The sequence below is a fragment of the Agromyces sp. NPDC058064 genome (assembly GCF_042885275.1).
In the GTDB taxonomy this organism is placed as follows: Bacteria; Actinomycetota; Actinomycetes; order Actinomycetales; family Microbacteriaceae; genus Agromyces.
In genome coordinates this window covers 233,434-255,547 of sequence record NZ_JBHVSE010000006.1, presented here as the reverse complement: position 1 = coordinate 255,547, position 22,114 = coordinate 233,434, and the positions used below count along the sequence as shown (strand labels likewise).

The 22,114-nt window shown below is 73.1% G+C and carries 19 protein-coding genes; 11 read left to right on the top strand and 8 right to left on the bottom strand.

Going from position 1 to position 22,114, the window contains the following annotated elements; translation table 11 throughout:
* Positions 1 to 69 precede the first annotated feature (69 nt).
* A complete protein-coding gene (locus ACFVSL_RS18145; RefSeq protein ID WP_386942387.1) occupies positions 70 to 615 on the top strand; it encodes a GNAT family N-acetyltransferase in 546 nt (181 codons plus the stop codon).
* Between the two features lie 44 nt (positions 616 to 659).
* Here the strand turns inward: ACFVSL_RS18145 and ACFVSL_RS18140 are convergent, their stop codons facing one another.
* Complete coding sequence (locus tag ACFVSL_RS18140; protein ID WP_386942385.1) at positions 660 to 1,613, bottom strand: GlxA family transcriptional regulator; 954 nt, start codon at positions 1,611 to 1,613, stop codon at positions 660 to 662.
* Positions 1,614 to 1,821: 208 nt separating this feature from the next.
* On the opposite strand from ACFVSL_RS18140, the gene ACFVSL_RS18135 reads away from it, so the two are divergent.
* Together ACFVSL_RS18135 and ACFVSL_RS18130 are read left to right on the top strand one after the other, a co-directional pair.
* The gene (locus ACFVSL_RS18135) at positions 1,822 to 3,225 is read left to right on the top strand and encodes a hypothetical protein (RefSeq protein ID WP_386942384.1); all 1,404 of its coding nucleotides are present in this window, start codon (positions 1,822 to 1,824) and stop codon (positions 3,223 to 3,225) included.
* Between the two features lie 121 nt (positions 3,226 to 3,346).
* Entirely contained in the window at positions 3,347 to 4,330 is a 984-nt protein-coding gene (locus ACFVSL_RS18130; protein ID WP_386942383.1) for a hypothetical protein, read from the top strand.
* Positions 4,331 to 4,332: 2 nt separating this feature from the next.
* Here ACFVSL_RS18130 and ACFVSL_RS18125 read toward each other — a convergent pair whose 3' ends face one another.
* Positions 4,333 to 5,532: a fumarylacetoacetate hydrolase family protein gene (locus ACFVSL_RS18125; RefSeq protein WP_386942382.1), complete on the bottom strand. Its 1,200-nt coding sequence runs from the start codon at positions 5,530 to 5,532 to the stop codon at positions 4,333 to 4,335.
* A gap of 71 nt (positions 5,533 to 5,603) precedes the next feature.
* Between ACFVSL_RS18125 and ACFVSL_RS18120 the strand changes: the two genes are divergently transcribed.
* Positions 5,604 to 6,005, top strand: a complete 402-nt coding sequence (locus ACFVSL_RS18120) for a hypothetical protein (protein WP_386942381.1) — start codon at positions 5,604 to 5,606, stop codon at positions 6,003 to 6,005.
* A gap of 243 nt (positions 6,006 to 6,248) precedes the next feature.
* Here ACFVSL_RS18120 and ACFVSL_RS18115 read toward each other — a convergent pair whose 3' ends face one another.
* Positions 6,249 to 7,187 carry a 5'-3' exonuclease H3TH domain-containing protein gene (locus tag ACFVSL_RS18115; protein WP_386942380.1) on the bottom strand — a complete coding sequence of 313 codons (939 nt, stop codon included), beginning with the start codon at positions 7,185 to 7,187 and terminating at the stop codon, positions 6,249 to 6,251.
* Between the two features lie 556 nt (positions 7,188 to 7,743).
* On the opposite strand from ACFVSL_RS18115, the gene ACFVSL_RS18110 reads away from it, so the two are divergent.
* The 4 genes from ACFVSL_RS18110 to ACFVSL_RS18095 all read left to right on the top strand — a co-directional run bounded on the left by ACFVSL_RS18110 (position 7,744) and on the right by ACFVSL_RS18095 (position 14,162).
* Complete coding sequence (locus tag ACFVSL_RS18110) at positions 7,744 to 9,627, top strand: BCCT family transporter (RefSeq protein WP_386942379.1); 1,884 nt, start codon at positions 7,744 to 7,746, stop codon at positions 9,625 to 9,627.
* A 16-nt stretch (positions 9,628 to 9,643) separates the two neighbouring features.
* Positions 9,644 to 10,681: an aromatic acid exporter family protein gene (locus ACFVSL_RS18105; RefSeq protein ID WP_386942378.1), complete on the top strand. Its 1,038-nt coding sequence runs from the start codon at positions 9,644 to 9,646 to the stop codon at positions 10,679 to 10,681.
* A 187-nt stretch (positions 10,682 to 10,868) separates the two neighbouring features.
* Entirely contained in the window at positions 10,869 to 11,147 is a 279-nt protein-coding gene (locus ACFVSL_RS18100; RefSeq protein ID WP_386942377.1) for a response regulator transcription factor, read from the top strand.
* Positions 11,148 to 11,216: 69 nt separating this feature from the next.
* On the top strand, positions 11,217 to 14,162 hold the full coding sequence (locus ACFVSL_RS18095) for an aminotransferase class III-fold pyridoxal phosphate-dependent enzyme (RefSeq protein ID WP_386942376.1): 2,946 nt from the start codon (positions 11,217 to 11,219) through the stop codon (positions 14,160 to 14,162).
* A 16-nt stretch (positions 14,163 to 14,178) separates the two neighbouring features.
* On the opposite strand, the gene ACFVSL_RS18090 is transcribed toward ACFVSL_RS18095, so the two are convergent.
* A complete protein-coding gene (locus ACFVSL_RS18090) occupies positions 14,179 to 14,397 on the bottom strand; it encodes a hypothetical protein (protein WP_386942375.1) in 219 nt (72 codons plus the stop codon).
* Positions 14,398 to 14,487: 90 nt separating this feature from the next.
* Between ACFVSL_RS18090 and ACFVSL_RS18085 the strand changes: the two genes are divergently transcribed.
* The 3 genes from ACFVSL_RS18085 to ACFVSL_RS18075 are packed head-to-tail and all read left to right on the top strand — an operon-like array spanning position 14,488 to position 17,942.
* Complete coding sequence (locus ACFVSL_RS18085) at positions 14,488 to 15,570, top strand: hypothetical protein (protein ID WP_386942374.1); 1,083 nt, start codon at positions 14,488 to 14,490, stop codon at positions 15,568 to 15,570.
* A complete protein-coding gene (locus ACFVSL_RS18080) occupies positions 15,567 to 16,286 on the top strand; it encodes an alpha/beta family hydrolase (protein ID WP_386942373.1) in 720 nt (239 codons plus the stop codon). The genes ACFVSL_RS18085 and ACFVSL_RS18080 overlap by 4 nt, the downstream gene beginning before the upstream one ends.
* Before the next feature lie 39 nt (positions 16,287 to 16,325).
* A complete protein-coding gene (locus ACFVSL_RS18075; RefSeq protein WP_386942372.1) occupies positions 16,326 to 17,942 on the top strand; it encodes a molybdopterin-dependent oxidoreductase in 1,617 nt (538 codons plus the stop codon).
* Positions 17,943 to 17,948: 6 nt separating this feature from the next.
* Here ACFVSL_RS18075 and ACFVSL_RS18070 read toward each other — a convergent pair whose 3' ends face one another.
* The 4 genes from ACFVSL_RS18070 to ACFVSL_RS18055 all read right to left on the bottom strand — a co-directional run bounded on the left by ACFVSL_RS18070 (position 17,949) and on the right by ACFVSL_RS18055 (position 22,033).
* Positions 17,949 to 18,704 (bottom strand): SDR family NAD(P)-dependent oxidoreductase, encoded by a 756-nt coding sequence (locus tag ACFVSL_RS18070; protein WP_386942371.1) that lies wholly within the window; start codon positions 18,702 to 18,704, stop codon positions 17,949 to 17,951.
* Between the two features lie 145 nt (positions 18,705 to 18,849).
* Complete coding sequence (locus ACFVSL_RS18065) at positions 18,850 to 19,221, bottom strand: HNH endonuclease (RefSeq protein WP_386942370.1); 372 nt, start codon at positions 19,219 to 19,221, stop codon at positions 18,850 to 18,852.
* Positions 19,222 to 19,271: 50 nt separating this feature from the next.
* Positions 19,272 to 21,002, bottom strand: coding sequence for an amidase (locus ACFVSL_RS18060; protein WP_386942369.1), 1,731 nt, complete (start codon positions 21,000 to 21,002; stop codon positions 19,272 to 19,274).
* The gene (locus tag ACFVSL_RS18055) at positions 20,999 to 22,033 is read right to left on the bottom strand and encodes an agmatine/peptidylarginine deiminase (RefSeq protein ID WP_386942368.1); all 1,035 of its coding nucleotides are present in this window, start codon (positions 22,031 to 22,033) and stop codon (positions 20,999 to 21,001) included. Before ACFVSL_RS18055 ends, ACFVSL_RS18060 begins: the two co-directional genes overlap by 4 nt.
* Positions 22,034 to 22,114 lie beyond the last annotated feature (81 nt).

Below are 22,114 nucleotides of genomic sequence, written 5' to 3'. Positions count from 1 at the left end.
AGTGGCACGCAAGCCAGTGCTCGAAAGGATCTCGCCAAGGTCGGCCGGTGCCGCCGATATCGTGGGCGCATGCCCTACGCGCCGCTGCCGTTCGCCCTCGAGACCGAGCGCCTGAGCCTCCGGCTCTGGCAGGAGTCCGACGCCGAGGGCTACCGCCGGCTCGTCTCCGAGCGCGAGGGCGACCACGCCTCGCGCACGAGCGGCAGGCCCGAGCCCGACGGCGAGCCGATGAGCCTCGACGCCGCGCTCGACGACATCCGCGGGGCGCGCGAGACCGCGCCGGGTCGAGGCATCCACCTGCTCGCGATGCACCCGCGAGGCACCGACGACTTCCTCGGGTACTGCGGCCTCGTCATCGGGCGGTCGACGATCGGCGAGCCCGAGATCGCCTACGAGCTGCTGCGCAGCGCGCACGGCTGCGGCTACGCCACCGAGGCGGCCGCCGCCGTCGTCGAGGCGGCCCGGGCGACCGGCCGGCACCGGCTGTGGGCGACCGTGGGCAGCTGGAACGCGCCCTCGTTCCGGGTGCTCGACAAGCTCGGGTTCCGGCGCGACCGCACGGTGGTCGAGGCGGAGGCCGGCGAGATCGTGTGGACGGTGCTCGACCTGGCGTGACCGGACGGCCGCCCGAAGCGGCCGCACGCTGCGCCCGTCGAGAGCTACTCGCCGCGTGCGAACGTCTCGCGGTAGTCGCTCGGCGAGGTGCCGAGGATCCGCTTGAAGTGCAGCCGAAGGTTCGCGCCCGTGCCGAGGCCCGCGCGCGCCGCGATCTGGTCGATGCCGAGCTCGCTGCGCTCGAGCAGCTCGCGCGCCATGTCGACGCGGGCGCGCAGCACCCACTGCATCGGCGTGTACCCGGTGTCGTCGACGAAGCGGCGCGAGAAGGTGCGCGCCGAGACGTTCGCGTGCCGTGCGAGCGCGTCGAGGGTGAGCGGCTCGTCGAGTCGGCGCAGCGCCCACTCGCGGGTGTCGGCGAACACCGCACCGAGCTCGGGCGGCAGGCTGCGCGGCACGAACTGGGCCTGGCCGCCCGAGCGGTACGGCGCGGCCACGAGGCGCCGCGCCGCGTGGTTCGCGACGGCGACGCCGTGGTCGCGGCGCACGAGGTGCAGGCAGAGGTCGAGGCCCGAGGCGGCGCCGGCACTCGTCAGCACCGATCCCTCGTCGACGAAGAGCACGTTGGCGTCGACGTTCACGAGCGGATGCCTCGTGGCGAGCTCCCGCGTGTAGTGCCAGTGCGTCGTGGCCCGGCGGCCGTCGAGCAGCCCCGTCGCGGCGAGCGCGAACGCCCCCGTCGAGATCGCGGCGAGCCGGGCGCCGCGCGCGTGGGCCGCGCGCAGCGCCTCCACCACCGCGGCGGGCGGGTCGTCGAGGTCGGGCCTGCGGTAGCCGGGGATGAAGATCGTCTCGGCCCACGCGAGCGCGTCGAGCCCGTCGGCCACGTGGTACGAGAGTCCGTCGCCGCCCGTCACGAGGCCGGGTGCGGCGCCGCAGACGCGCACCTCGTACGGCATGCTCGCCCGGGTCGAGAACACCTGCGCGGGGATGCCGACGTCGAGCGGCTTCGCCCCGGGCAGGACGAGCACGGCGACGCGATGGTGACGACGAGGCATTCGGCCAGAATGCCATGACTCGCAAGGTTTCGGCCACTCAGCCGCGATGTCCCCCAATGCGGGGGACAAAGTCCGTTTCCGCGTTCCCCGGGCGCAGAGCCGACCCTAGACTCGCTCGAAACCCGTTCCGGTCCGCCGCCGTGCATCCCGATTCCGCCGCGTCGACCGTCTTCTCGCCGACCCGTTCGGCCTGTCGAAGGACCCTGCCATGAAACGTCCCTTCTCCGTGCTCGCCGTCGCCGTGCTCGGCGCCGGCCTCGCCCTCGCCGGTGCGGTCGCGCCCGCCGCGGCGACGCCGACCGCGACGCCCACGATCGCCGCGAACTGCATCTCGCTCGACCTCGACCTCAGCGGCTACGCGACCGACCCCGGCGCCCCCGCGGTGACCGAGGAGCGCGTCGTCACGCCGGCCGTCGCCGAGGTGAGCCACACCGACCACGAGTACAAGACCACCCGCATGAAGCTCGACGGCTGGAAGCCCGTCTTCCACGACGTGTACCGCTGGGCGCACAAGGACGGCGGCCACCACCAGATCTACGACTGGGAGACCTGGTGGTCGACCGGCAACACCCAGAAGCACGTCGAGGTCGAGGCGCAGGCCGCCGTCACCGAGACGGTCGAGGTCACCCCCGCCGTGCCGGCGAACCCGACCCCGAACACCGTCTCGGTCGAGATCGACGGCGAGCTCGTCGTCGACGGCGCCGCGTTCGGCGAGGCCTTCGCGCAGAGCTTCGCGCTCGACAAGTACACCGAGCAGGCGTACACCGTGACCGTCGACTCGTTCGACGGCGCGGCCGACGGCGTGTTCACCGGCACCTCGCCGGCGTGCGCCCTCGGCGCGGCGAACCCCTCCGCCGTGATCGAGACCTCCTGCGGCGTCGCCGCGGTCGACGTCGCCAACGTCGCACGCGCGGCCGACGCGATCAACGCCACCGTCTCGGTCGTCGTGTACGTCGACGGCACGGCGGTGGACTTCTTCGCCCCGGCCGAGGACGCCACCGCGGCGGAGTCGTACACCTTCGCCGAGGACTCGGGCGAGCACACGGTCGTCGTGCGCACCGGCCCCGCCCACGGCGACCTCGTGCTCGCCTCGGCGACGGTGTCGACCGACTGCGTCGAGAACCCGGGCGGACCGGTCGACCCGGCGGTCGGCACCCTGAGCGTCTCGGGCGACTTCGTCGCCGGCGGCGCCATCACCGTGACCGGCGACGGCTTCGAGCCGAACACCGAGTACGACGTCGAGCTGCACTCGACGCCGCAGGCGCTCGGCACCGTCACGACCGACGGCGAGGGCGACTTCGCGCTCGAGGCCGTCATCGGCGAGTCGACCCCGGCCGGAGACCACGAGGTGGTCGTGCTGCAGGGCGACACCGAGGTGGCGAGCACCGGCATCACGATCGTGGCCGACGGCTCGGAGGAGCCCGGCGCCGAGGAGCCCGGCGCCGAGACGCCCGCCGCACCCGCGGCCGAGGGCTCGACCCCGGCGAAGACCGACGGCCTCGCCGAGACGGGCCTCGACGCGGGCGGGTCGCTGCTCGCGGCGCTCGCACTGCTCGCCCTCGGCGGCATCGCCTTCGGCATGACCCGTCGCGTCGCCCGCGACCGCGCCTGACGCGCCGTTGCATCTGAAGGGGTCCGCGGCGCACGCCGCGGACCCCTTCTGCGTCGGCGGCCGGGCGTAGGGTGGGGCGGGTCGGCCGACGACGGCCGCCCCGATCGATCGACGAGGTGCCATGCAACCGTCCACGAGCACGCCCGCCACGCCCGACTCGGAGCCCACGGACTCCGACGTCCGCGAGGCATCCGCACCGCCGTCGACGACGCTCCCCCGCTGGCCGTTCGTCCTCATCGGCGTCGCCGCGGCCGTCGTCGGGCTGCTTCCGTGGCTCGTCACGGGGATGCGGCTGCCGTTGCAGAACCTCTGGGCGAGCGACACCATGCCCGACGACATGCCGCTCGTGCTGCTGCCGTTCAGCCAGTACCGGCTGTCGACCATCGCCTCGCTGCTCGTCGTCGGCGCGGCCGCCGCGGGCATCGCCGCCCGCGCGCTGCGCGACCGCACCCCGCGCGGCGGCTTCGCCCTGCTCTTCTCCGGCGTGCTCCTCGTCGACGTGGTCGCGATCGTGCAGACCGCGACCGTCGTCGGCGCGGGCCTGCGCGACGACGACTGGTCCACCTTCTACCTCGCGGCCGTGCTCGCCGTCGCGCTGCTCGCGCTCGTCATCGCCATGCTCGTGCTGTGGCTCATCGCCAGGACGCCGCGTGCGGGCGCGGTGGTCGGGCTCGCGACCGCCGCCGTGCTCGTCTCGGGGTGGCTGCACCTCCTGCTCGCGCCCCAACCCGTCTTCACCGGCGAACCCGAGTGGCTCTGGACGGCGGTGCGCTGGGTGCCCGCGGTCCTCGTCGGAGCGGCCATCGCCTGGGCCGGCATCGGAACGGTCGGTCGGGCGATCGGCGCGCTCGCGAGCCTCGTGATCCTCTGGGTCGGCCCGGCGCTGATCACGGCCGTGTCGGCCGCGGCAGGCACCCGGGTGCTCGCCCGCGAGCCCGCCGAGATGCTCGACTACGCCCGGCGTGTCTTCGGGATGGCGCTCACCGACCCCGCCCTCGTCGTGCCCCCGCTCGTGGTCGCGGTCTGCGTCGCCGGAGTCGGGCTGGTCGGCCGGGCGCTGCTCGGTCGATCGCGTCCTTCCGCAGCGCCGGCTCCCGCGGACTGAGGTCAGAGCAGACCGCGCCGGGCGAGGCCCCGGTAGAGCTCGTCGATGCCGAAGGTCCACGGCGCGACCGTCTCGCTGTGGCGCACCCGGTTGACGAGCGCACCGAGCCGAGGCTCGCGGATCGTGACGACGTCGTCGACCTCGTGGGTGAACCCGTGACCGGCCCCGCCGCGGTCCTGGACGGGCGCGAACAGCGTGCCGAGGTAGAGCACGAAGCCGTCGGGGTAGCCGTGGTGGGCGCCGATGGTCTGCGCCACGAGGTCGGCGGGGTCGCGGCTGATGCGCTCGAGCGGGCTCGTCGCCTCGAGTCGGAACCCGTCGGCGCCCTCGACCTCGAGCGTGACGACCGCGCTGCGCACGTCGTCCAGCGAATAGCCGCTGTCGAAGAACCTGATGAACGGGCCGACCGCGGCCGAGGCGTTGTTGTCCTTCGCCTTGCCGAGCAGCAGCGCCGAGCGGCCCTCGATGTCGCGCAGGTTCACGTCGTTGCCGAGGGTCGCACCGACGATGCGCCCGTCGGAGGCGACGACGAGCACGAGCTCGGGTTCGGGGTTGTTCCACGCCGACGTGGACAGCACTCCGACGTGCGAGCCCGAGCCGACGGTCGAGAGCACCGGCGCCTTCGTGAACACCTCGGCGTCGGGACCGATGCCGACCTCGAGATACTGGCTCCACAGGCCCTGCTCGATGAGCAGCGCCTTGAGCGCCGCTGCCTCGGGTGAGCCCGGCACGAGGTCCTCGAGGGAGCCGCCGAGGATCGCGAGCACCTCGTCGCGCACGTCGGCGGCGGAATCCGCGGCGCCGCGGGCGCGCTCCTCGATGATGCGCTCGATCATCGACACCGGGAAGGTGACACCGGCCGCCTTCACCACGTGCAGGTCGATCGGCGAGAGCAGCCACGGGCGGGCGGGGTCGCGCACATCGTCGGGGGTGTTCGCGACGATCTCGGCGAGGCTGCCGAGCACGGGACCGTCGGCCGCGGCGAGCGCGGCGGCGGGATCGGGCGACTCGGTGAGCGCGCGCATCGTGGCGAACCGGGCGCTTACGTCGACGACACCCTCGTCGCGGATCGCGACGACGCTCGGCCCGCCCGCGACGGGGTCGAAGACGCGGCCCGCGAGGGCCCCGGCGGTACCGTCGACCGGCAGCATCGCGGCGGCATCGGCGGTGCGGTCTGCGGTGGGCTCGAGATCGTTCGTCACGGGATCGAGCTTCGCAGCATCAGGGGCACGATGCACGACTGCCGGGCACTCGGTGCCCCTACGATCGGAGCATGAGCGACCCCACGCGCCCCTGGTGGACCGGCGAGGACGACATCGGCGGCCTCGGCTTCGCCCGCTTCTTCGCGTGGACCGGCCTCGTGCTCGGCGCGGGCGCGCTCGTCATCGCCCTGTTCGCGCCGCTCGAGGGCCAGGCGCTGCGCACCGTGTGGATCGCGGGCTTCGGGTGCGCCGCGATCTGGGTGGCGGCGATGGCGATGCCGCGCTACCGGCGATCGGGCGTGCGCAGCTCATGGGTCGTGCGCACAGCGGTCACGCTCGGCGGGCTCGCGGTGCTCGTCGCCGCCTACGCGTTCCTCGTCATCTGGCTCGCGTCGAGCGGTGTCGAACTGCCGGCGCCGGCGTACTGGTTGCCGCCCGGACAGGCGCCCGTCGGAGTGACGGCGCTCGGGTGACGACGCTCACCGACGCGAGGTAGGCGCCGGAGCGGAGGTGCCGTGCCCACCGGGTGTGGTCGCGACCACATGACCACACCACCCTCGACCACATGGCCACACGACCACACCCGGGCTGGAAGTACTCCTCCGAGGCGGTTCGACGGCGGCGGTCCGCTCCGCGCTTCGCGCTCCTCGATCGGCGGCGGAGGCGGTCTCGAGACGCCTCCGCGCTCCTCGACCGGCCCGGGACCCCGAGACGCGCTACTCCACCGCGTCGAGCGCCGCGAGCACGCGTGCGACCGAGCCGCCGAGGTTCCACTCGTCGACGAGCCCCTCGAGCACGGCCCGGCGCCCGCCCGTCACCGGGTGCAGGTGCGCATCGACCTCGGGCAGCTCGAGGTCGCGCACGACCTCGACGACCCGCGGCGCGACGGCGAGGTAGTCGGCGGCCGCCGCGAGCTTCGCGCGCACGCCCGCCGACATCGGCGCCGAGGCATCCGATGCCGCCTCGATGATGCCGTCGAGGTCGACGAACTGCTGGATCAGCCCCGAGGCCGTCTTCTCGCCGACGCCCGCGACGCCCGGCAGCCCGTCGGAGGAGTCGCCGCGCAGCGCCGCGAAGTCGGCGTACTGCTGCGGCAGCACCCCGTACTTGCCGACCACGACGGCGTCGGTCACGAGCTCGAGCTTCGACATGCCGCGCGCCGTGTAGATCACGCGAACGGATGCCTCGTCGTCGACGAGCTGGAAGAGGTCGCGGTCGCCCGTGACGACGTCGACGGGCCGGCCCGCTCCCGTCGCGAGGGTGCCGATCACGTCGTCGGCCTCGTGCTCGGGCGCGCCCACGATCGGCACCCCGAGGAGTCCGAGCACTTCGCGGATGAGGGGGATCTGGCGCACGAGCCCGGGCGGGGTCTCCTCGACGTCGACGCCGCCGGGCACCGCCCGTTCGACCCGGTGCCCCTTGTAGCTCGGGATGAGGGCGACCCGCCACCCCGGGCGCCAGTCGTCGTCCCAGCAGGCGACGAGCTCCGTGGGCTCGAACTCGGTGACGAGCTTCGCGATCATGTCGAGCAGGCCCCGCACCGCGTTGACGGGGGTGCCGTCGGCGCGCTTCAGCGAGTCGGGCACGCCGTAGAAGGCGCGGAAGTACAGCGAGGCGGTGTCGAGTAACAGCAACTTCTCGGGGCGGGATGCCATGTCGTCAGCGTAACCGCGGCGGTGTCATCGCGTCAGCCGGGGAGGCCAGGATGCCAACTCGACGCGAAGAAGCGCTGGGTCGGGAAGCTCTCTGGGAGGCTCATCGGAGTAGCCGACCCACTCGATGCCGCCGAGCCATCCGTCACGGGTGAAGAGAAACAGACCGTCATCCGAACTCTGAACCTCCGCGTTCACGCGGATCTCCATGCCCGACGTCGTTGGCGGGTGCGCAAAATCGACGGACGGGCATCCGCAAGGGCACCGCATTGCGGCAAGCACAGACTCGCTCTGCCTTCGAAGCCACCCGACTCCGGGGAAGTCGACCGAGAGCATCAAATCCAGAACCGCTCGTTCACGCGGGGTCATCGGCCGAAACTCGGTCTCGCGAGTGCGGTCCGGCAGTCCTGGCTCATCGCTCACAGCGAGCGTCCCTCCTCGAATCCGTGCGACTCGTGATACGCGCGGAAGTAGAGCGAGGCGGTGTCGAGGAGCATCAGTCGGTCGGCCACACCGCGATCTTGGCACGGACGACCGGCATCCTCGATAGCGTGGGACGATGAGCGGCGAACCGAACGACCGTCCGATCAGCGATTTCGAGACGCCTCCCCCGGCGAGGCGATCCCTCCCGCCGGTGCAGCGCTGGGTCTTCTGGCCGGCCGCGATCGTCATCGTCGCCTTCGTCGCGTTCGCACTCGTCGCGCCGAAGGCGGCCGAGGCGATGTTCGGCGCGATCCAGTCGGGCATCGTCAACGCCTTCAACTGGTACTACGTGCTCATCGCCGCGTTCTTCGTCGCGTTCAGCCTGTTCGTCGGCTTCAGCCGATTCGGCGACATCCGCCTCGGCCGCGACGACGACGAGCCCGAGTTCTCGCTGCTCGCCTGGTTCTCGCTGCTGTTCGCCGCCGGCATGGGCATCGGCCTCGTCTTCTACGGGGTGAGCGAACCCCTCAGCCACTACGTCTCCCCCAGGCCCGGCGTCGAGGGCACCCCGCCCGAGCTCGCGCAGGCCGCGCTCAGCCAGACCTACCTGCACTGGGGCGTGCACGCCTGGTCGATCTACGTCGTGATCGGGCTCGCGCTCGCCTACGCGATCCATCGCCGCCGGCGGCCGATCTCGATCCGCTGGACCCTCGAGCCCATCCTCGGCAAGCGCGTCGAGGGCGGCTGGGGGCACGCGATCGACGTGATCGCCCTCGTCGGCACCCTCTTCGGCGTCGCCACCTCGCTCGGCCTCGGCGTGCTGCAGATCAGTGCAGGGCTCGACTTCGCCGGCATCCTCGAACCCAACGAGGTCACCGAGGTCGTGCTCATCCTCGTGATCTCGGTGTTCGTGCTCATGTCGGTGCTCTCGGGCGTGACCAAGGGCATGAAGTGGCTGTCGACGGCGAACCTCGTGCTCGCGGGCCTGCTCGTGCTGTACCTGCTCGTGTTCGGCTCGACCGAGTTCCTGCTGCGCGAGTTCGTGCAGTCGATCGGCAACTACCTGCAGGGCTTCATCGGCCTGTCGTTCAACGTGAGCGCCTTCCAGGGTGCGGCGGGCGAGGAGTGGCAGGCGAGCTGGACCTCCTTCTACTGGGGCTGGTGGATCTCGTGGGCGCCGTTCGTCGGCATCTTCATCGCCCGCGTCTCGAAGGGGCGCACGGTGCGGCAGTTCGTGACGGGCGTCATCCTCGTGCCGACCCTGCTCGGCATCCTCTGGTTCTCCGTGCTCGGCGGCTCGGCGCTCGCGATCGAGATGGCCGAACCGGGCGCGCTCACGCAGTCCGACGGCTCGGTGAACGTCGAGGCGGCGCTCTTCCAGCTGCTGCAGCACTTCCCCGGAAGCCAGGCGCTCACGGTCGGCGTGATCCTCCTCATCGGCATCTTCTTCGTCACCTCGGCCGACTCGGGCGCCCTCGTGATGGGCATGATCGCCACCGGCGGCCAGCTCAACCCGAAGCGCTGGATCCGCACCTTCTTCACCGCGATCACCGCGGCGCTCGCGATCGCACTGCTGCTCTCGGGCGGGCTGAAGGCCCTGCAGACCGCGGCGATCATCATCGCCCTGCCGTTCAGCGTCGTGATGCTGCTCATCTGCTGGTCGACGATCATCGCGTTCACCCGCGAGCGGCGTGCGTACGCCAAGGCCGAGCGGGCGCAGTTCATCGACCACATCGGCGAGTACTACGGGCTCGAGGTCGAGGAACCGCTCGAGCGCGGCATCGTCGCGGCCACGCCGGCGTGGGTGCGCGGCCTCCGCCGGCGGCTCGGCCTGCACGCGGATGCCACGGGGTCGCCGCGTCGGGCCTCGGTCCGCGCGCTGTCGGCCGAGAACGCACTGCCCGACAACGTGCCGACCGACGACGTCGACGCGGTGGTCGACCACGACCCGCTGGCGAGCGGCGACGATCCCGACATCCCCGAGCACGGCGAGGGCGACCCGCGCACGCTTCCGCAGTAGCGCGACAATGGATCCCATGGGGATCACCTCGACCTTCCGGGCGGCCAAGCGCGTGCCCATCCTGCAGGTCGCGAAGGCCGCGGTCGCCACGATCACCGCGTGGCTCGTCGCCGGCTGGCTGATCCCCGGGCAGCTGCCCGTGTTCGCGGCGATCGCCGCACTGCTCGTCGTGCAGCCGAGCGTCAACCAGTCGTTCGGCAAGGCGATCGAGCGGTCGATCGGCGTCATCCTCGGCGTGCTCATCGCGACGGGCATCTCGCTCGCGTTCGGGCAGAACAGCGCGATCATCCTCGTCGCGATCGTCGTCGCGATGCTCGTCGCGTGGGCGCTGAAGATGACGCCCGGCACGTCGAACCAGGTCGCGATCAGCGCGATGCTCGTGCTCGCGCTCGGCGCGTCCTCGCCCGAGTACGCCATCGACCGGGTGCTCGAGACCCTCATCGGCGCGCTGATCGGCATCGTCGTGAACACCCTCATCGTGCCGCCCGTCGCGGTCGCCCCGGCCCGCCGCGACCTGGCGCTGCTCGGGGGCGAGCTCGCGGCATCCCTCGACCGGCTCGCGAGCGCCCTCGAGAAGCCGCAGTCGCCCGCGAAGCTGCAGCAGCTCATGCTCGAGGCGCGCCTCATGCGGCCGATGCGGGATGCCGCGGACGCGGCCATCGCCGCCGGCGAGGAGTCGCTCACCCTGAACCCCAGGCGCTCGGCGCACCGCACCGACCTCGCCGAGATGCGCACGCTCATCGAGCGCCTGAGCCCGATCGTGACCCAGGTGATCGGCATGACGCGCGCCTTCTTCGACCACTACGACGACGCCCTCGCCGAGGAGCCGACGGTGCAGGCGATCGCCGAGCAGCTGCGCCGGGCCGCCCACGACGTGCGGCTCGCGGTGCACCTCGCCGACATCGAGCCCGAGCCCGAGCCGCTGACCTCGGTGGTGCCGGCGCTCACCGCGCCGCTCGTCATCGCCCCGCCCCGCTCGGGCCACTGGATCCTCGTCGGCTCGCTCATGGAGGACCTCCGCCGCATCCGCGGCGAGCTGGTCGACGACGAGTAGCCGGGCCGGAGTCGCCGTGCGCGGCTCCCCGGCGGCCCCGTCCGGCCTCCCCCCGGATTGGGGCTCACCGCCGTGCCCCCGGAGGTGCAGACTGACCCCGAGCACCGTGACAGGCCGGCTCCCCGTACCCCGTCGCCCCGACGGATGTGCCTTGTCCCGGAACGCCGCGTCTGATGAGGAGGCGAAATTGCGGCTGCTTCTCCAACCCCGACCCGAGCGGACCGAATTCGACTGGATCGACGCCAGGGTCCCCGACCTCGCCGCTCTCAGCGCCGGCGAGACGACCGTGCTGCGCGCCCTCGCCACGGGCGCGTCGAACACGGCGATCGCGACGACGCTGTGCGTGTCGGAACGAACCGTCGAGTCGCACGTCCGATCGATCTTCGTGAAGCTCGGGCTCCTGCAGTGCGCCGACGAGAACCGTCGCGTCATCGCCGCCGTCGTCTGGACGCGGTCGGCGGCCTAGGCCGCGCCTCGCCCGGCCGGCGCCGCCCTCGGGCCGCGCCGGCCGGGCACCTCGCGTACGCTTCCGGACATGAGCACAGTCGCGCCCGGGTTCGACTTCTTCGCCGTCGGCGAGCTGCCCGCACCGAACCTCTCCACGGACGAGGTGACGGCGATCGTCGCCGCGGAGTGGGGTCTCGACGTCGTGCTCGAACCGCTCGGCAGCCAGCAGGACCAGAACTTCGTCGCGCGCGCCCGTGACGCGGCGGCGCTGCCGCTCGGGGTCGTGAAGATCACGAACCCCGCGTTCACCGCGACGGAGCTCGCCGCGCAGGACGCCGCGGCCGAGCGCATCGCCGCCGCGTGGCCCGAGCTGCGCGTCGCCACGACGACGAGCACGGACGGCGACGGCACCGTCGCCGGCACCGGCCCCCGCCCCGGCCCCCGCTCGATCGTCGCCGAGACGAGCGAGGGCCCGCTCGCGATGCGGCTCCTGAGCTTCCTCGACGGCGGAACCCTCACGGGCGACGCGCACCTCGCACCGGCGGCCGTCGCCCGCCTGGGCGAGCTCGCGGCGAAGTCGAGCCTCGCCCTCGCCGGGCTCGAGCACCCGGGCCTCGAGCGGGTGCTGCAGTGGGACCCCCGCTTCGCCGACCGCGTCGTCGCGCTGCTCGCCCCGCACCATCCCGACCCCGCACGGCGCGAACGGCTCGTCGCGGCCGCCGAGTCGGCCTGGGCGACGGTCGCCGGTCTCGCCGACGAGCTTCCGCAGCAGGCGGTGCACCTCGACCTCACCGACGACAACGTGGTGTGCCGGGCCGAGGGCGGTCGGCGCCTGCCCGACGGCATGATCGACTTCGGCGACGTGACCCGCAGCTGGGCGGTCGCCGAGCTCGCCATCACGATCTCCTCGGTGCTGCACCACGCGGGCGCCGAACCCGCCTCGGTGCTGCCCGCGGTGCGGGCCTTCCACGAGCTGCGCCCGCTCTCGGCGAGCGAGGTCGCCGCGCTGTGGCCGCTCGTCGTGCTGCGCGGCGCCGTGCTCGTCGTCAGCGGCGAGCACCAGGTGCAGCTCGACGGCGGCGCGAACGCCTACGCCGCGGCCGGGCTCGACCGCGAGTGGCGCATCTTCGAGCAGGCGTGCTCGGTGCCCGCCGACGTGATGACCGCGGTGATCGCCGACGCGCTCGGCCTCGCCTCCGGCGCGGAGCGCTCCGCCACCACGGCATCGTCGACACCGTCACCGGGAGCGTCGAGCGGCGACCCCCTGCGGCTCGACGTCTCGGTGTTCGCCGACGCGGTCGACGGCGGCGCGTGGCAGGACGGCGAGGCGCTCGAGGAGCGGCTCGCGCTCGACGCGCTCGACGCGGGGGCACCGGCCGCCTGGCTGCCGCGCGGGGCGCCCCGGCTCACCGCGAGCCGTACGCTCGCCCCCGTCTCGCCCGCGACCGTGCCGATCGGCGTCGACGTCTGGTACGCCGAGACGCAGCGACTCGAGGCATCCGAGCATCTCGAGATCGACGGCGCAGCGCAGGACGCCGACGGCGTCTGGATCGTGCCGGCGCGCACGCGCATCAGGGCGCGCCTCGGCCGGGCCGGCGCGCCCCACCTCGTGCGCCCCGAGTACGCGGCGGGATGGCTCGCGGTGACCCTCGACCCCGCGCCGATGCTGGAGCTCGAGGCGGACGCGGGTGCGGGCGCGGGCGCGGGCGCGGGCGCCGAGACGATCGCCGGCGCTCGCGCCTCGACCGCCGGAGGGAAGGCGCTCCTCGACCGCCGCAGCGCGGCCTTCGCCGAGGTGCAGGAGCACTACTACGACGCCCCGCCGCAGGTCGAGCGCGGCTGGCGCGAGCACCTCGCCGACACCGGCGGGCGCGTCTACCTCGACATGGTGAACAACGTCACGCCGCTCGGGCACGGCCACCTCGGCGTCGCCGCCGCGGTGAACCGCCAGCTCCGCCGGCTCAACACCAACTCGCGGTTCAACTACGAGGCCGTCGTCGAGTTCAGCGAGCGCCTCGCAGGTCTCGTGCCCGAGCCGCTCGACACCGTGTTCCTCGTGAACTCGGGTTCGGAGGCCACCGACCTCGCGATCCGCGTGGCGCTCGCCGCGACGGGCCGGCGCGACGTGGTGAGCGTGCTCGAGGCGTACCACGGGTGGACGTACGCGTCCGACGCGGTGTCGACCTCGACCGCCGACAACCCGAACGCGCTCGAGACCCGCCCCGACTGGGTGCACGCGGTCGAGGCGCCGAACTCGTTCCGCGGCAGGTATCGCGGGTCGGATGCCACGCGCTACGCGCCCGAGGCCGCCGCACGCATCCGCGAGCTCGCCGCCGCGGGCCGGCCGCCGGCCGCGTTCATCGCCGAGACGTTCTACGGCAACGCCGGAGGCATCCCGCTGCCCGACGGCTACCTCGCCGAGGTGTACGCCGCGGTGCGCGAGGCCGGCGGGCTCGCGATCGCCGACGAGGTGCAGGCCGGGTACGGCCGGCTCGGCGACTGGTTCTGGGGCTTCGAGCAGCAGGGCGTGGTGCCCGACGTCGTCGCGGTGGCGAAGGCGATGGGCAACGGACACCCGCTCGGCGCGGTCATCACGACCCGCGAGATCGCCGCGACGTTCCGCAGCCAGGGGTACTTCTTCTCGTCGACGGGCGGCAGCCCGGCCTCGTCGGTCGCCGGGCTCGCGGTGCTCGACGCCTACGCGGCGGACGGGCTGCAGGGGCACGCCGCCGAGATCGGACGCCAGCTCAAGCAGGACCTCGAGGAGCTCGCGACTCGTCACCCGCTCATCGGGGCGGTGCACGGGCTCGGGCTCTACCTCGGCGTCGAGTTCGTGCGCGACCACGAGACGCTCGAACCTGCGACCGAGGAGACGCGCGCGATCTGCGACCGGCTGCTCGAGCTCGGGGTGGTCATGCAGCCGACGGGCGACCACCAGAACGTGCTGAAGACGAAGCCGCCGCTCTGCATCGAGGCCGGCTCGGCCGACTTCTTCGTCGAGATGCTCGACCGGGTGCTGACCGAGGGGTGGTGAGGCGACTCTCGTCGACTCAGGCGAGCAGGTCGCGGACGGCCAGCCCCCACTCGAAGCCGCACTCGCGGCAGTCGAAGATCGGGGCGTCGTCGGAGAGGAACGCGTCGACCGACTCGGCCTCGACCGCGAGGTCGAGCGGGCCGTAGACGATCGCGCGCACCGACCCCGAGCCGCAGCGCGGGCACGGCTCGTCGAGCACCTCGATGGGGGCTTCGCTCTGCGTCTGGTTCGTCATGGCAGCCAAGGTACGCCGCCCCTCCGACATCGGGTGTCACGGCGCGGGCGAGTCCGACACCGCCCGCCCCGACATCCCTAGACTGGGCGCGTGCTCACCGCCGTCGTCCTCTTCGCCATCGTGCCGGCCAGCGTCATCCTGGTGCTGGGGCTCGTCGCGCGCGTGGTCGCGGCGCAGCGGGTGAACGCGCCGGTCGTGCAGTACACGGCCCCTCGGGGGTCCACGGTCTTCCGCGACGCCCTCCTCGTCGACGCCGACCGGCGTGCGCCGTCGGCCGCGCTCATCGACCTCGCCGTGAAGCGCAAGGTGCGACTCATCGCGGGCGCGCCCGGCACGCGCGAGCCGATCGGCGTCGAGCTCACCGACGGCGTCGTGCTCACCGCCGACGAGACCGCGCTGCTCGAGACGCTGTTCGGCCCCGAGCACACCGGCACGCGCCTGCGGCGCTTCTCGGCCGACCGCCGCGCGCTGGCCGGCCGGCTGAAGACCCTCCTCCTGAACACCGAGCACGGCCTCGCCCGCGACGGGCTCATCGCCGAGCGCCGGGTGACGTGGCCGGGCACGACGCTGACCTCGCTCGCGTACCTCGGCATGCTCGTCGAGGGCCTCTTCATCGTCTTCGCGCTGATCGGCGGCGACCTGCCCGCGCTCGTCGCGACGCTCGTCGCCCTCGCCCTGACGATCGCGACGATCTTCGTCACCCCGGCCTGGTGGCGCCGCTTCCTGCCCGCGGCCACGCCGATCCGCGAGCACCTCGCGGGGCTGCGCCGCTACCTCGAGGTCGCCGAGGCCGATCGCCTCCGTGCGCTGCAGTCGCCGAGCGGCGCCGAACTGCGGGCCGACGCCTCGGTGCCGGCGCCGTTCGCCGACGCCGTCGGCGAGGCATCCGCACCGCTCGCCCGCTTCCACCTCAACGAGCGCCTGCTGCCGTACGCCGTGCTGTTCGGCGTCGAGCGCGAGTGGATCGCCAAGCTGAAGCTCGAGGCCGAGACCCTCTCGCACACGAACCTCGACACCCTCGGCGACCTCGTCGAGGTGACCGCCGACGTCGCGACGGCGATCGACGCGGTCGGCAACGTGGTCGAGCTGACCTCCGCACTCGGCGATCTCGTCGACGGCGCCGGCTCGGTCGTCGAGGGCGTCGGCGGCATCTTCGAGGCGTTCGGGTCGTGAGCGAGGTGCTGACCGAGCTCGAGGAGCGCCTCACCGTCGAACTCGACGGCGGGCCCGTCTCGGCGATCGCCGGGCGCGCGGCCGGCTCGAGCCCGGCCGAGGCCACGATCGTCGTCGCCCATGGAGCGGGCGCGGGCATGGAGCATCCCTTCATGTCGGGTTACACGCGCGCGCTGAACGACGCCGGGTTCGCGACGCTGCGCTTCAACTTCGCCTACCGCGAGGCGGGGCGGAGGTTCCCCGACCGGCCGCCCGCCGCGATCGGCGCCTGGCGCGAGGTCGTCGCGGTCGCGACGGAGCGCGCCGCGGCCGAAGGGCGCGCGGGTGCGCCGATCTGGGCGGCCGGCAAGTCGTTCGGCGGGCGCATGGCGTCGATGGCGGTCGCCGAGGGCATGGCGGTCACGGGGCTCGTGTTCCTCGGCTATCCGCTGCACGCGCCGGGCAAGCCCGAGAAGCCCCGCGACGAGCACCTGCCCGGCATCACCGTGCCGATGCTGTTCCTGCAGGGGCGCAGCGACCCGTTCGCGATCCCCAACGAGCAGCTCGACGAGGTGGCCGAACGGGTCGGCCCGAACGCCGTCGTCGAGTGGATCGAGGGCGGCAACCACTCCTTCGAGGTGAAGGGCGCGAAGCGCCCGGCCGCCGAGATCGGGGCGGGGCTCGCGGCCCCGACCGCGGAGTTCGTGCGGGCGCACACCGACTCGGTGGTCGAGTAGCGGAGCGTATCGAGACCCACCCGAGCGTACGCTGAACGCATGGGCGAGACGCGCTCCCGCAGGACCTGGGTGCTCCCGGCCGCCGCCGGCGCGGGCGCGGCCGCCTTCGGCGCGGGGCTCGGCGAGCTGACCGCCGCGGTCATCGCGCCCGAGTCGGGCCCGTTCGTCGTGATCGGCGCGGCCCTCATCGGCCTCGCGCCGCCGTGGGCGAAGGACACCGCGATCGCGCTCTTCGGCACCGGCGACAAGCCGGCACTGCTCATCGGCATCGGCGTGGTGCTGCTCGTGGCCGCCGGTGCCGCCGGGGTGCTCGAGCTGCGCCGCCCGCCATGGGGGCAGGTCGTGCTCGGCCTGTTCGCGGTGGCCGGGGCAGTGGCCGCGGCGACGCGAGCGAACGCGCCGATGCTCGCGGTCGCACCGTCGCTCGTCGCCGGGGTCACTGCGGTGGTCGCGCTTCGGGTGCTCGTGGGGCGGTTGCGTCGGCTCGAGGCGCCCGTCGACGCGCGCGCCTCGACCGACGTCGAGGACGGCGACGGCGACGGCGACGGCGACGGCGCCGGCGCGACGGTCGTCACTGCGTCCGACGGTGCGACGCGGCGCGGGTTCCTCGCGTGGGCGGGCGGAGCGGCGGCGATCGGCGTGCTCGCCGCGGTCGCGGGCTCGGCGCTGCGCGCCGGCGGCCGAGCGCTCTCTGCGGTGCGCGAGGCGATCCGGCTTCCGGCCGCGGCGACGACCGCTTCGGTCCCCGCGGGTGCGGAGCTCGGCATCGACGGGCTCACGCCGGTCATCACCCCGAACGCCGAGTTCTACCGCATCGACACCGCCCTCGCCGTGCCGCTCGTCGACCCCTCCGAGTGGCGCCTGCGCATCCACGGGCTCGTCGAGCGCGAGGTCGAACTCACGTGGGACGAGCTGCTCGCCCTCCCCCTCGACGAGAGCATCACGACCCTCGCGTGCGTCTCGAACGAGGTGGGCGGCAGCCTCATCGGCAACGCGGTGTGGCTGGGGCATCCGATTCGCGAGCTGCTCGCCCGGGCCCGCCCGCTCGCCGAGGCCGACATGGTGCTCTCGCGCAGCGTCGACGGCTTCACCGCGTCGACGCCGCTCGAGGTGCTGCAGGACGACCGGGCGGCGATCCTCGCGGTCGGCATGAACGGCGAGCCGCTGCCGATCGAGCACGGGTTCCCGGTGCGCATGGTCGTGCCGGGCCTCTACGGCTACGTCTCGGCGACGAAGTGGGTGGTCGAGCTCGAGGTGACCCGCTTCGACGCCGTCAACGCCTACTGGACCGACCGCGGCTGGAGCGCCCGCGGCCCGATCAAGCTCTCGTCGCGCATCGACGTGCCCCGCGGCGGGCAGCCCGTCGATGCCGGCGCCGCCGTGCTCGCGGGCGTCGCCTGGCACCAGCACGTCGGCGTCGCCGCCGTCGAGGTGCAGCTCGACGGCGGCGAGTGGCGTCCGGCCACGCTCGCGACCGCGATCTCCGACGACACGTGGGTGCAGTGGCGCTACGAATGGCCGGATGCCTCGCCGGGCACCCACACCGCCCGCGTGCGCGCGATCGGGGCCGACGGCGAGGTGCAGACGGCCGACGAACAGGGCGTCGTGCCCGACGGTGCGACCGGGCTCCACGAGGTCGCCTTCGACGTGTCGTGAGCCGGGTCAGACCGCCGAGTAGCCGCCGTCGATGACGTGGTAGCTGCCGGTGACGAAGCTCGCGGCATCGCTCGCCAGGAACCCGACGAGTGCGGCGACCTCCTCGGGCTCGCCGAGCCGGCCGATCGGGTGCTTCGTGACGAGGAACTCGACGAGCGCGTCGTCGGCGTGGGCGGTGAGCATCGGGGTCCTGATGAAGGCTGGGCCGACGGCGTTCACGCGGACGCCGTGGGGCGCGTACTCGGCCGCGGCGCTCTTCGTCAGGCCGACGAGGGCGTGCTTCGAGGTCACGTAGGCCGACTGCGCGGGGAACCCGACGCTGCCGAACACCGAGCTCATCACCACGATCGAGCCGCCGCCGTTCGCCACGATCGCCGGCAGCTGCGCCTTGAGATTGCGGAAGGTGGCGTTCACGTTGAGCTCGATGACCGACTGCCAGCTGTCGTCGGGATAGTCGCCGATCGCGGCGGCCGCCCCGCCGATCCCGGCGTTGTCGACCGCGATCCGGAGCGGAGCGAGCGCGTTCGCCTGCTCGATCGACGAGGCGATCCAGACCGCGTCGGAGGCATCGCCCGGCGAGGCCGCGGCGGTGCCGCCGGCCGCCCGGATCTCCTCCACGACCGCGTCGGCCCTGCCTGCGTCGACGTCGTTCACGAGCACCGATGCCCCGTTCGCCGCCAGCAGGAGGGCGGTCGCCCGGCCGAGGCCGCTGCCCGCCCCGGTCACGATGGCCGAACGGCCACCCACGTCGTACTGCGCCATTGCAGACTCCCATCCGGCCGGGCCCTGGACCGGGAACCCTTCTCGGCCGGCCCGCCGGAGCCAGAATAGTAAGTTAATCGCGATTCCGGTCAACTCTGACGGTTCTCGGTCCTTCACTCGCTTCGGGGCGTCTGCGCAGAACGCCTCATTCCGCGGCGGCATCCCCCTCGGGGAAGCGAAGCGCCAGGGCCGCGCCGATCTCGGAGTACCGCAGGAGGAAGGCGCGCTCGTCGAGCTTCTTGCGCCGCAGCCACGACGTGACCTCGTCGTTGGACTTGCTCGCGTTGCACGAACCGCAGGCGGGCACGACGTTGCCGAGCGTGTACCGGCCGCCGCGCGAGATCGGCTGCACGCAGTCTCGCTGCAACGGCCGGTCTCCCGCCCCGCAGTAGGCGCACCCCTGCCATTCCGCCACGAGCGCCGCCCACTGCTCGTCGCTGAGGTCGTGCGTGCGCTGCGCCATCCGACGCTTGCGCCGACGCGCGTAGACCGCCGCACGGCTCCGACTGACCGCCATCCGGTCAGACTAACCCGGGCGGCGACCGCCGCCCGGGTGCCGCGCCCCGCTCAGAGGCGCGGGGTGCGCGGCGGCTCGGTGCGGCGCGAGCCGGTCGCCTCGAAGGCCGCGGCGAGCGTGAGCAGCGCGGTGTCGTCGTAGGCGCGTCCGGCGAAGGTGAGGCCCACCGGCATGCCGATGTCGGCCATCGTGCCCATCGGCACGGTCACCGTCGGGATGCCGAGGTGGCGCGGCACGAGGTTGCCGTTCGACACCCACACGCCGTTGCGCCAGCCGAGGTCGGCCGAGGTCTCGTTCACGTCCATGTCGGCCGGGCCGACGTCGGCCGCGGCCGGGAACACGACCGCGTCGAGGCCGAGCCCGTCCATCCACTGCTCGAGGTCGATGCGGCGGGTCTCCTCGAGGCCGCGCAGCCCCTGCTCGAGCTCGGGGATCTCGGCGACCGACGACACGGGGTGCTCGCGCACCTGAGCCGGGTACGTCGCGATGTCGTCGTCGAAGCCCTCGTAGCAATCGGGCAGGGCGCCCTCGGGGTGCGGGAAGATCGAGGCGCCGTCGACGCCCGCGAGCGTCGAGAGGTTCGGGTCGCCGTTCGCCGCGAGGAAGTCGTCCCACGCCCACGCCGACAGGTCGATGATCTCGCGGTGCAGGAACTCGGGCGAGACGAGCCCGCGCGTCGCGATCGTCGGGGCCCCCGGCCGGTCGCCCTCGTAGTTCGACACGACGGGGAAGTCGACCTCGACGACCTCGACGCCGGCCGCCTCGAGGTCGCGGCGCGCCGCCTCCCAGAGGGCGATGACCGATGCACGGGTCTCGATGCGTCGGCCCGTGGGGCCGCCGATGCCCACCTGCTCGCCGGTGCCGGCGAGCGGGTCGGCGTTGACGTACATCCTGGGCACGCCGAACCGCTTGCCGGCGAGCGCGGCACGCCCGGCCGAGGCATCCGTGACCCGGAGCGCCGGGTACGACGGGGGCCTGACCTCCGAGGCCGCCGGGAGCGCCACCCACTGCTGCGCGCGCCAGAAGTCGCCGCGCGTCTCGGCGTCGTCGGCGACGATGACGTCGAGCACCTCGAGCAGGTCGGCCATGCTGCGGGTGTGCGGCACGACGACGTCCATCGTCGGTACGAGCGGCCAGTTGCCACGCGTCGAGATCACCCCGCGCGAGGGCGTGTAGGCGCAGAGCGCGTTGTTCGACGCGGGCGCCCGGCCGCTCGACCAGGTCTCCTCGCCGAGCCCGAACGCCGCGAACGACGCCGCCGTCGCGGTGCCCGAGCCGTTCGACGAGCCCGAGCCGAAGGCCGCCGTGAGGAACTCCGCGTTGTACGGGCTCTCGGCGCGCCCGTAGACGCCGCGCTGCATGCCGCCGTTCGCCATCGGGGGCATGTTCGTGAGCCCGACGAGCACGGCGCCCGCCGCGCGCAGGCGCTCGATCGTGAAGGCGTCGCGCTGCGCGACGAGGTCCTTGAACGCGGGCGACCCCGAGGCCGCGGTCAGCCCACGGGCGAGGTAACTGTCCTTGGCGGTGTATGGGATCCCGTCGAGCGGACCGAGCACCTCGCCACGCGCGCGGCGCTCGTCGGCGGCCGCCGCGTCGGCCCGCGCCTCGGGGTTCATGACGACGAGGGCGTTGAGCGCCGTCGCGGTGCCGGGGGCGTCGTACGCCGCGATGCGCGCGAGGTACGCGTCGAGCAGCTCGACCGAGGTGGTCTCGCCGCGCTCGAGTGCACCCCGCAGCTCGGCGATCGAGGCCTCGACGACGTCGAACGACCCGCCGCTCATCGGCCGACCACCGGCTGCTGCTGGGTGATGCAGTGGATGCCGCCGCCGCGGGCGAAGATGTCGCGCGAGTCGACGGTCACGGCACGCCGGCCCGGGTAGGCCGCCTCGAGGATCTCGCGAGCCGCGGCATCCGCAGCCTCCTCGCCGAAGCCGCACGCGATGATGCCGTCGTTCACGACCAGGTGGTTGACGTAGCTGTAGTCGACGAAGCCCTCCTCGTCGCGCAGCGTCGCGGGCGCGGGGATGTCGACGATCTCGAAGCGCCGGCCCGCGGCGTCCGTCTGCTCGGCGAGCAGGGCGCGCAGCTCGCGCGTGACCTCGTAGTCGGGGTGCTCGGGGTCCTGCTGCGCGTGCAGCAGGAGCTTGCCGGGCGAGGTGATCGTCGCGACGATGTCGACGTGGCCGTTCGTGCCGAACTCGTCGTAGTCGCGGGTGAGGCCGCGGGGCAGCCAGACGACCTTCGTCGCACCGATCGTGCGGGCCAGCTCGGCCTCGACGCGAGCCTTGTCGGCGTACGGGTTGCGGCGCGGGTCGAGCTGCACGGTCTCGGTGACGAGCACGGTGCCCTCGCCGTCGACGTGGATGCCGCCGCCCTCGTTGACGAGCACGGAGCTCACGAGCTCTGCACCGACGAGGGGTGCGATGACGCGGGCGATCTCGGCCGACTTCCGCCACTCGGCCCACTCGGGGGCACCCCAGCCGTTGAAGGTCCAGTCGACCGCACCGAGCACACCGGGGCGCTCGTCGTCGACGACGAACGTCGGGCCGAAGTCGCGCATCCAGAACTCGTCGAGGGGCGCCTCGACGATCTCGACGTCGCCGCTCAGCATGCGGCGGGCGCGCTCGATCTCGGTCGGGTCGACGACCATCGTGACGGGCTCGAACTCGGCGACCGCGTGCGCCACCGCCGTCCAGGCGGCGTAGCCGGCCTCGCGCTCGGCGGCCTCCTCGCCGAGGGTGAAGCCCTCTCGGGGGAACGCCATCCAGGTGCGCTCGTGCGGTGCGGTCTCACTCGGCATGCGCCAGGCCATGCGTGGTCTCCCCTTCGAGATGGTGCGATCGTCGTCGTGACCCCCGTGCGTTCGGGGGTTTTATTGACCAAATGATCAATA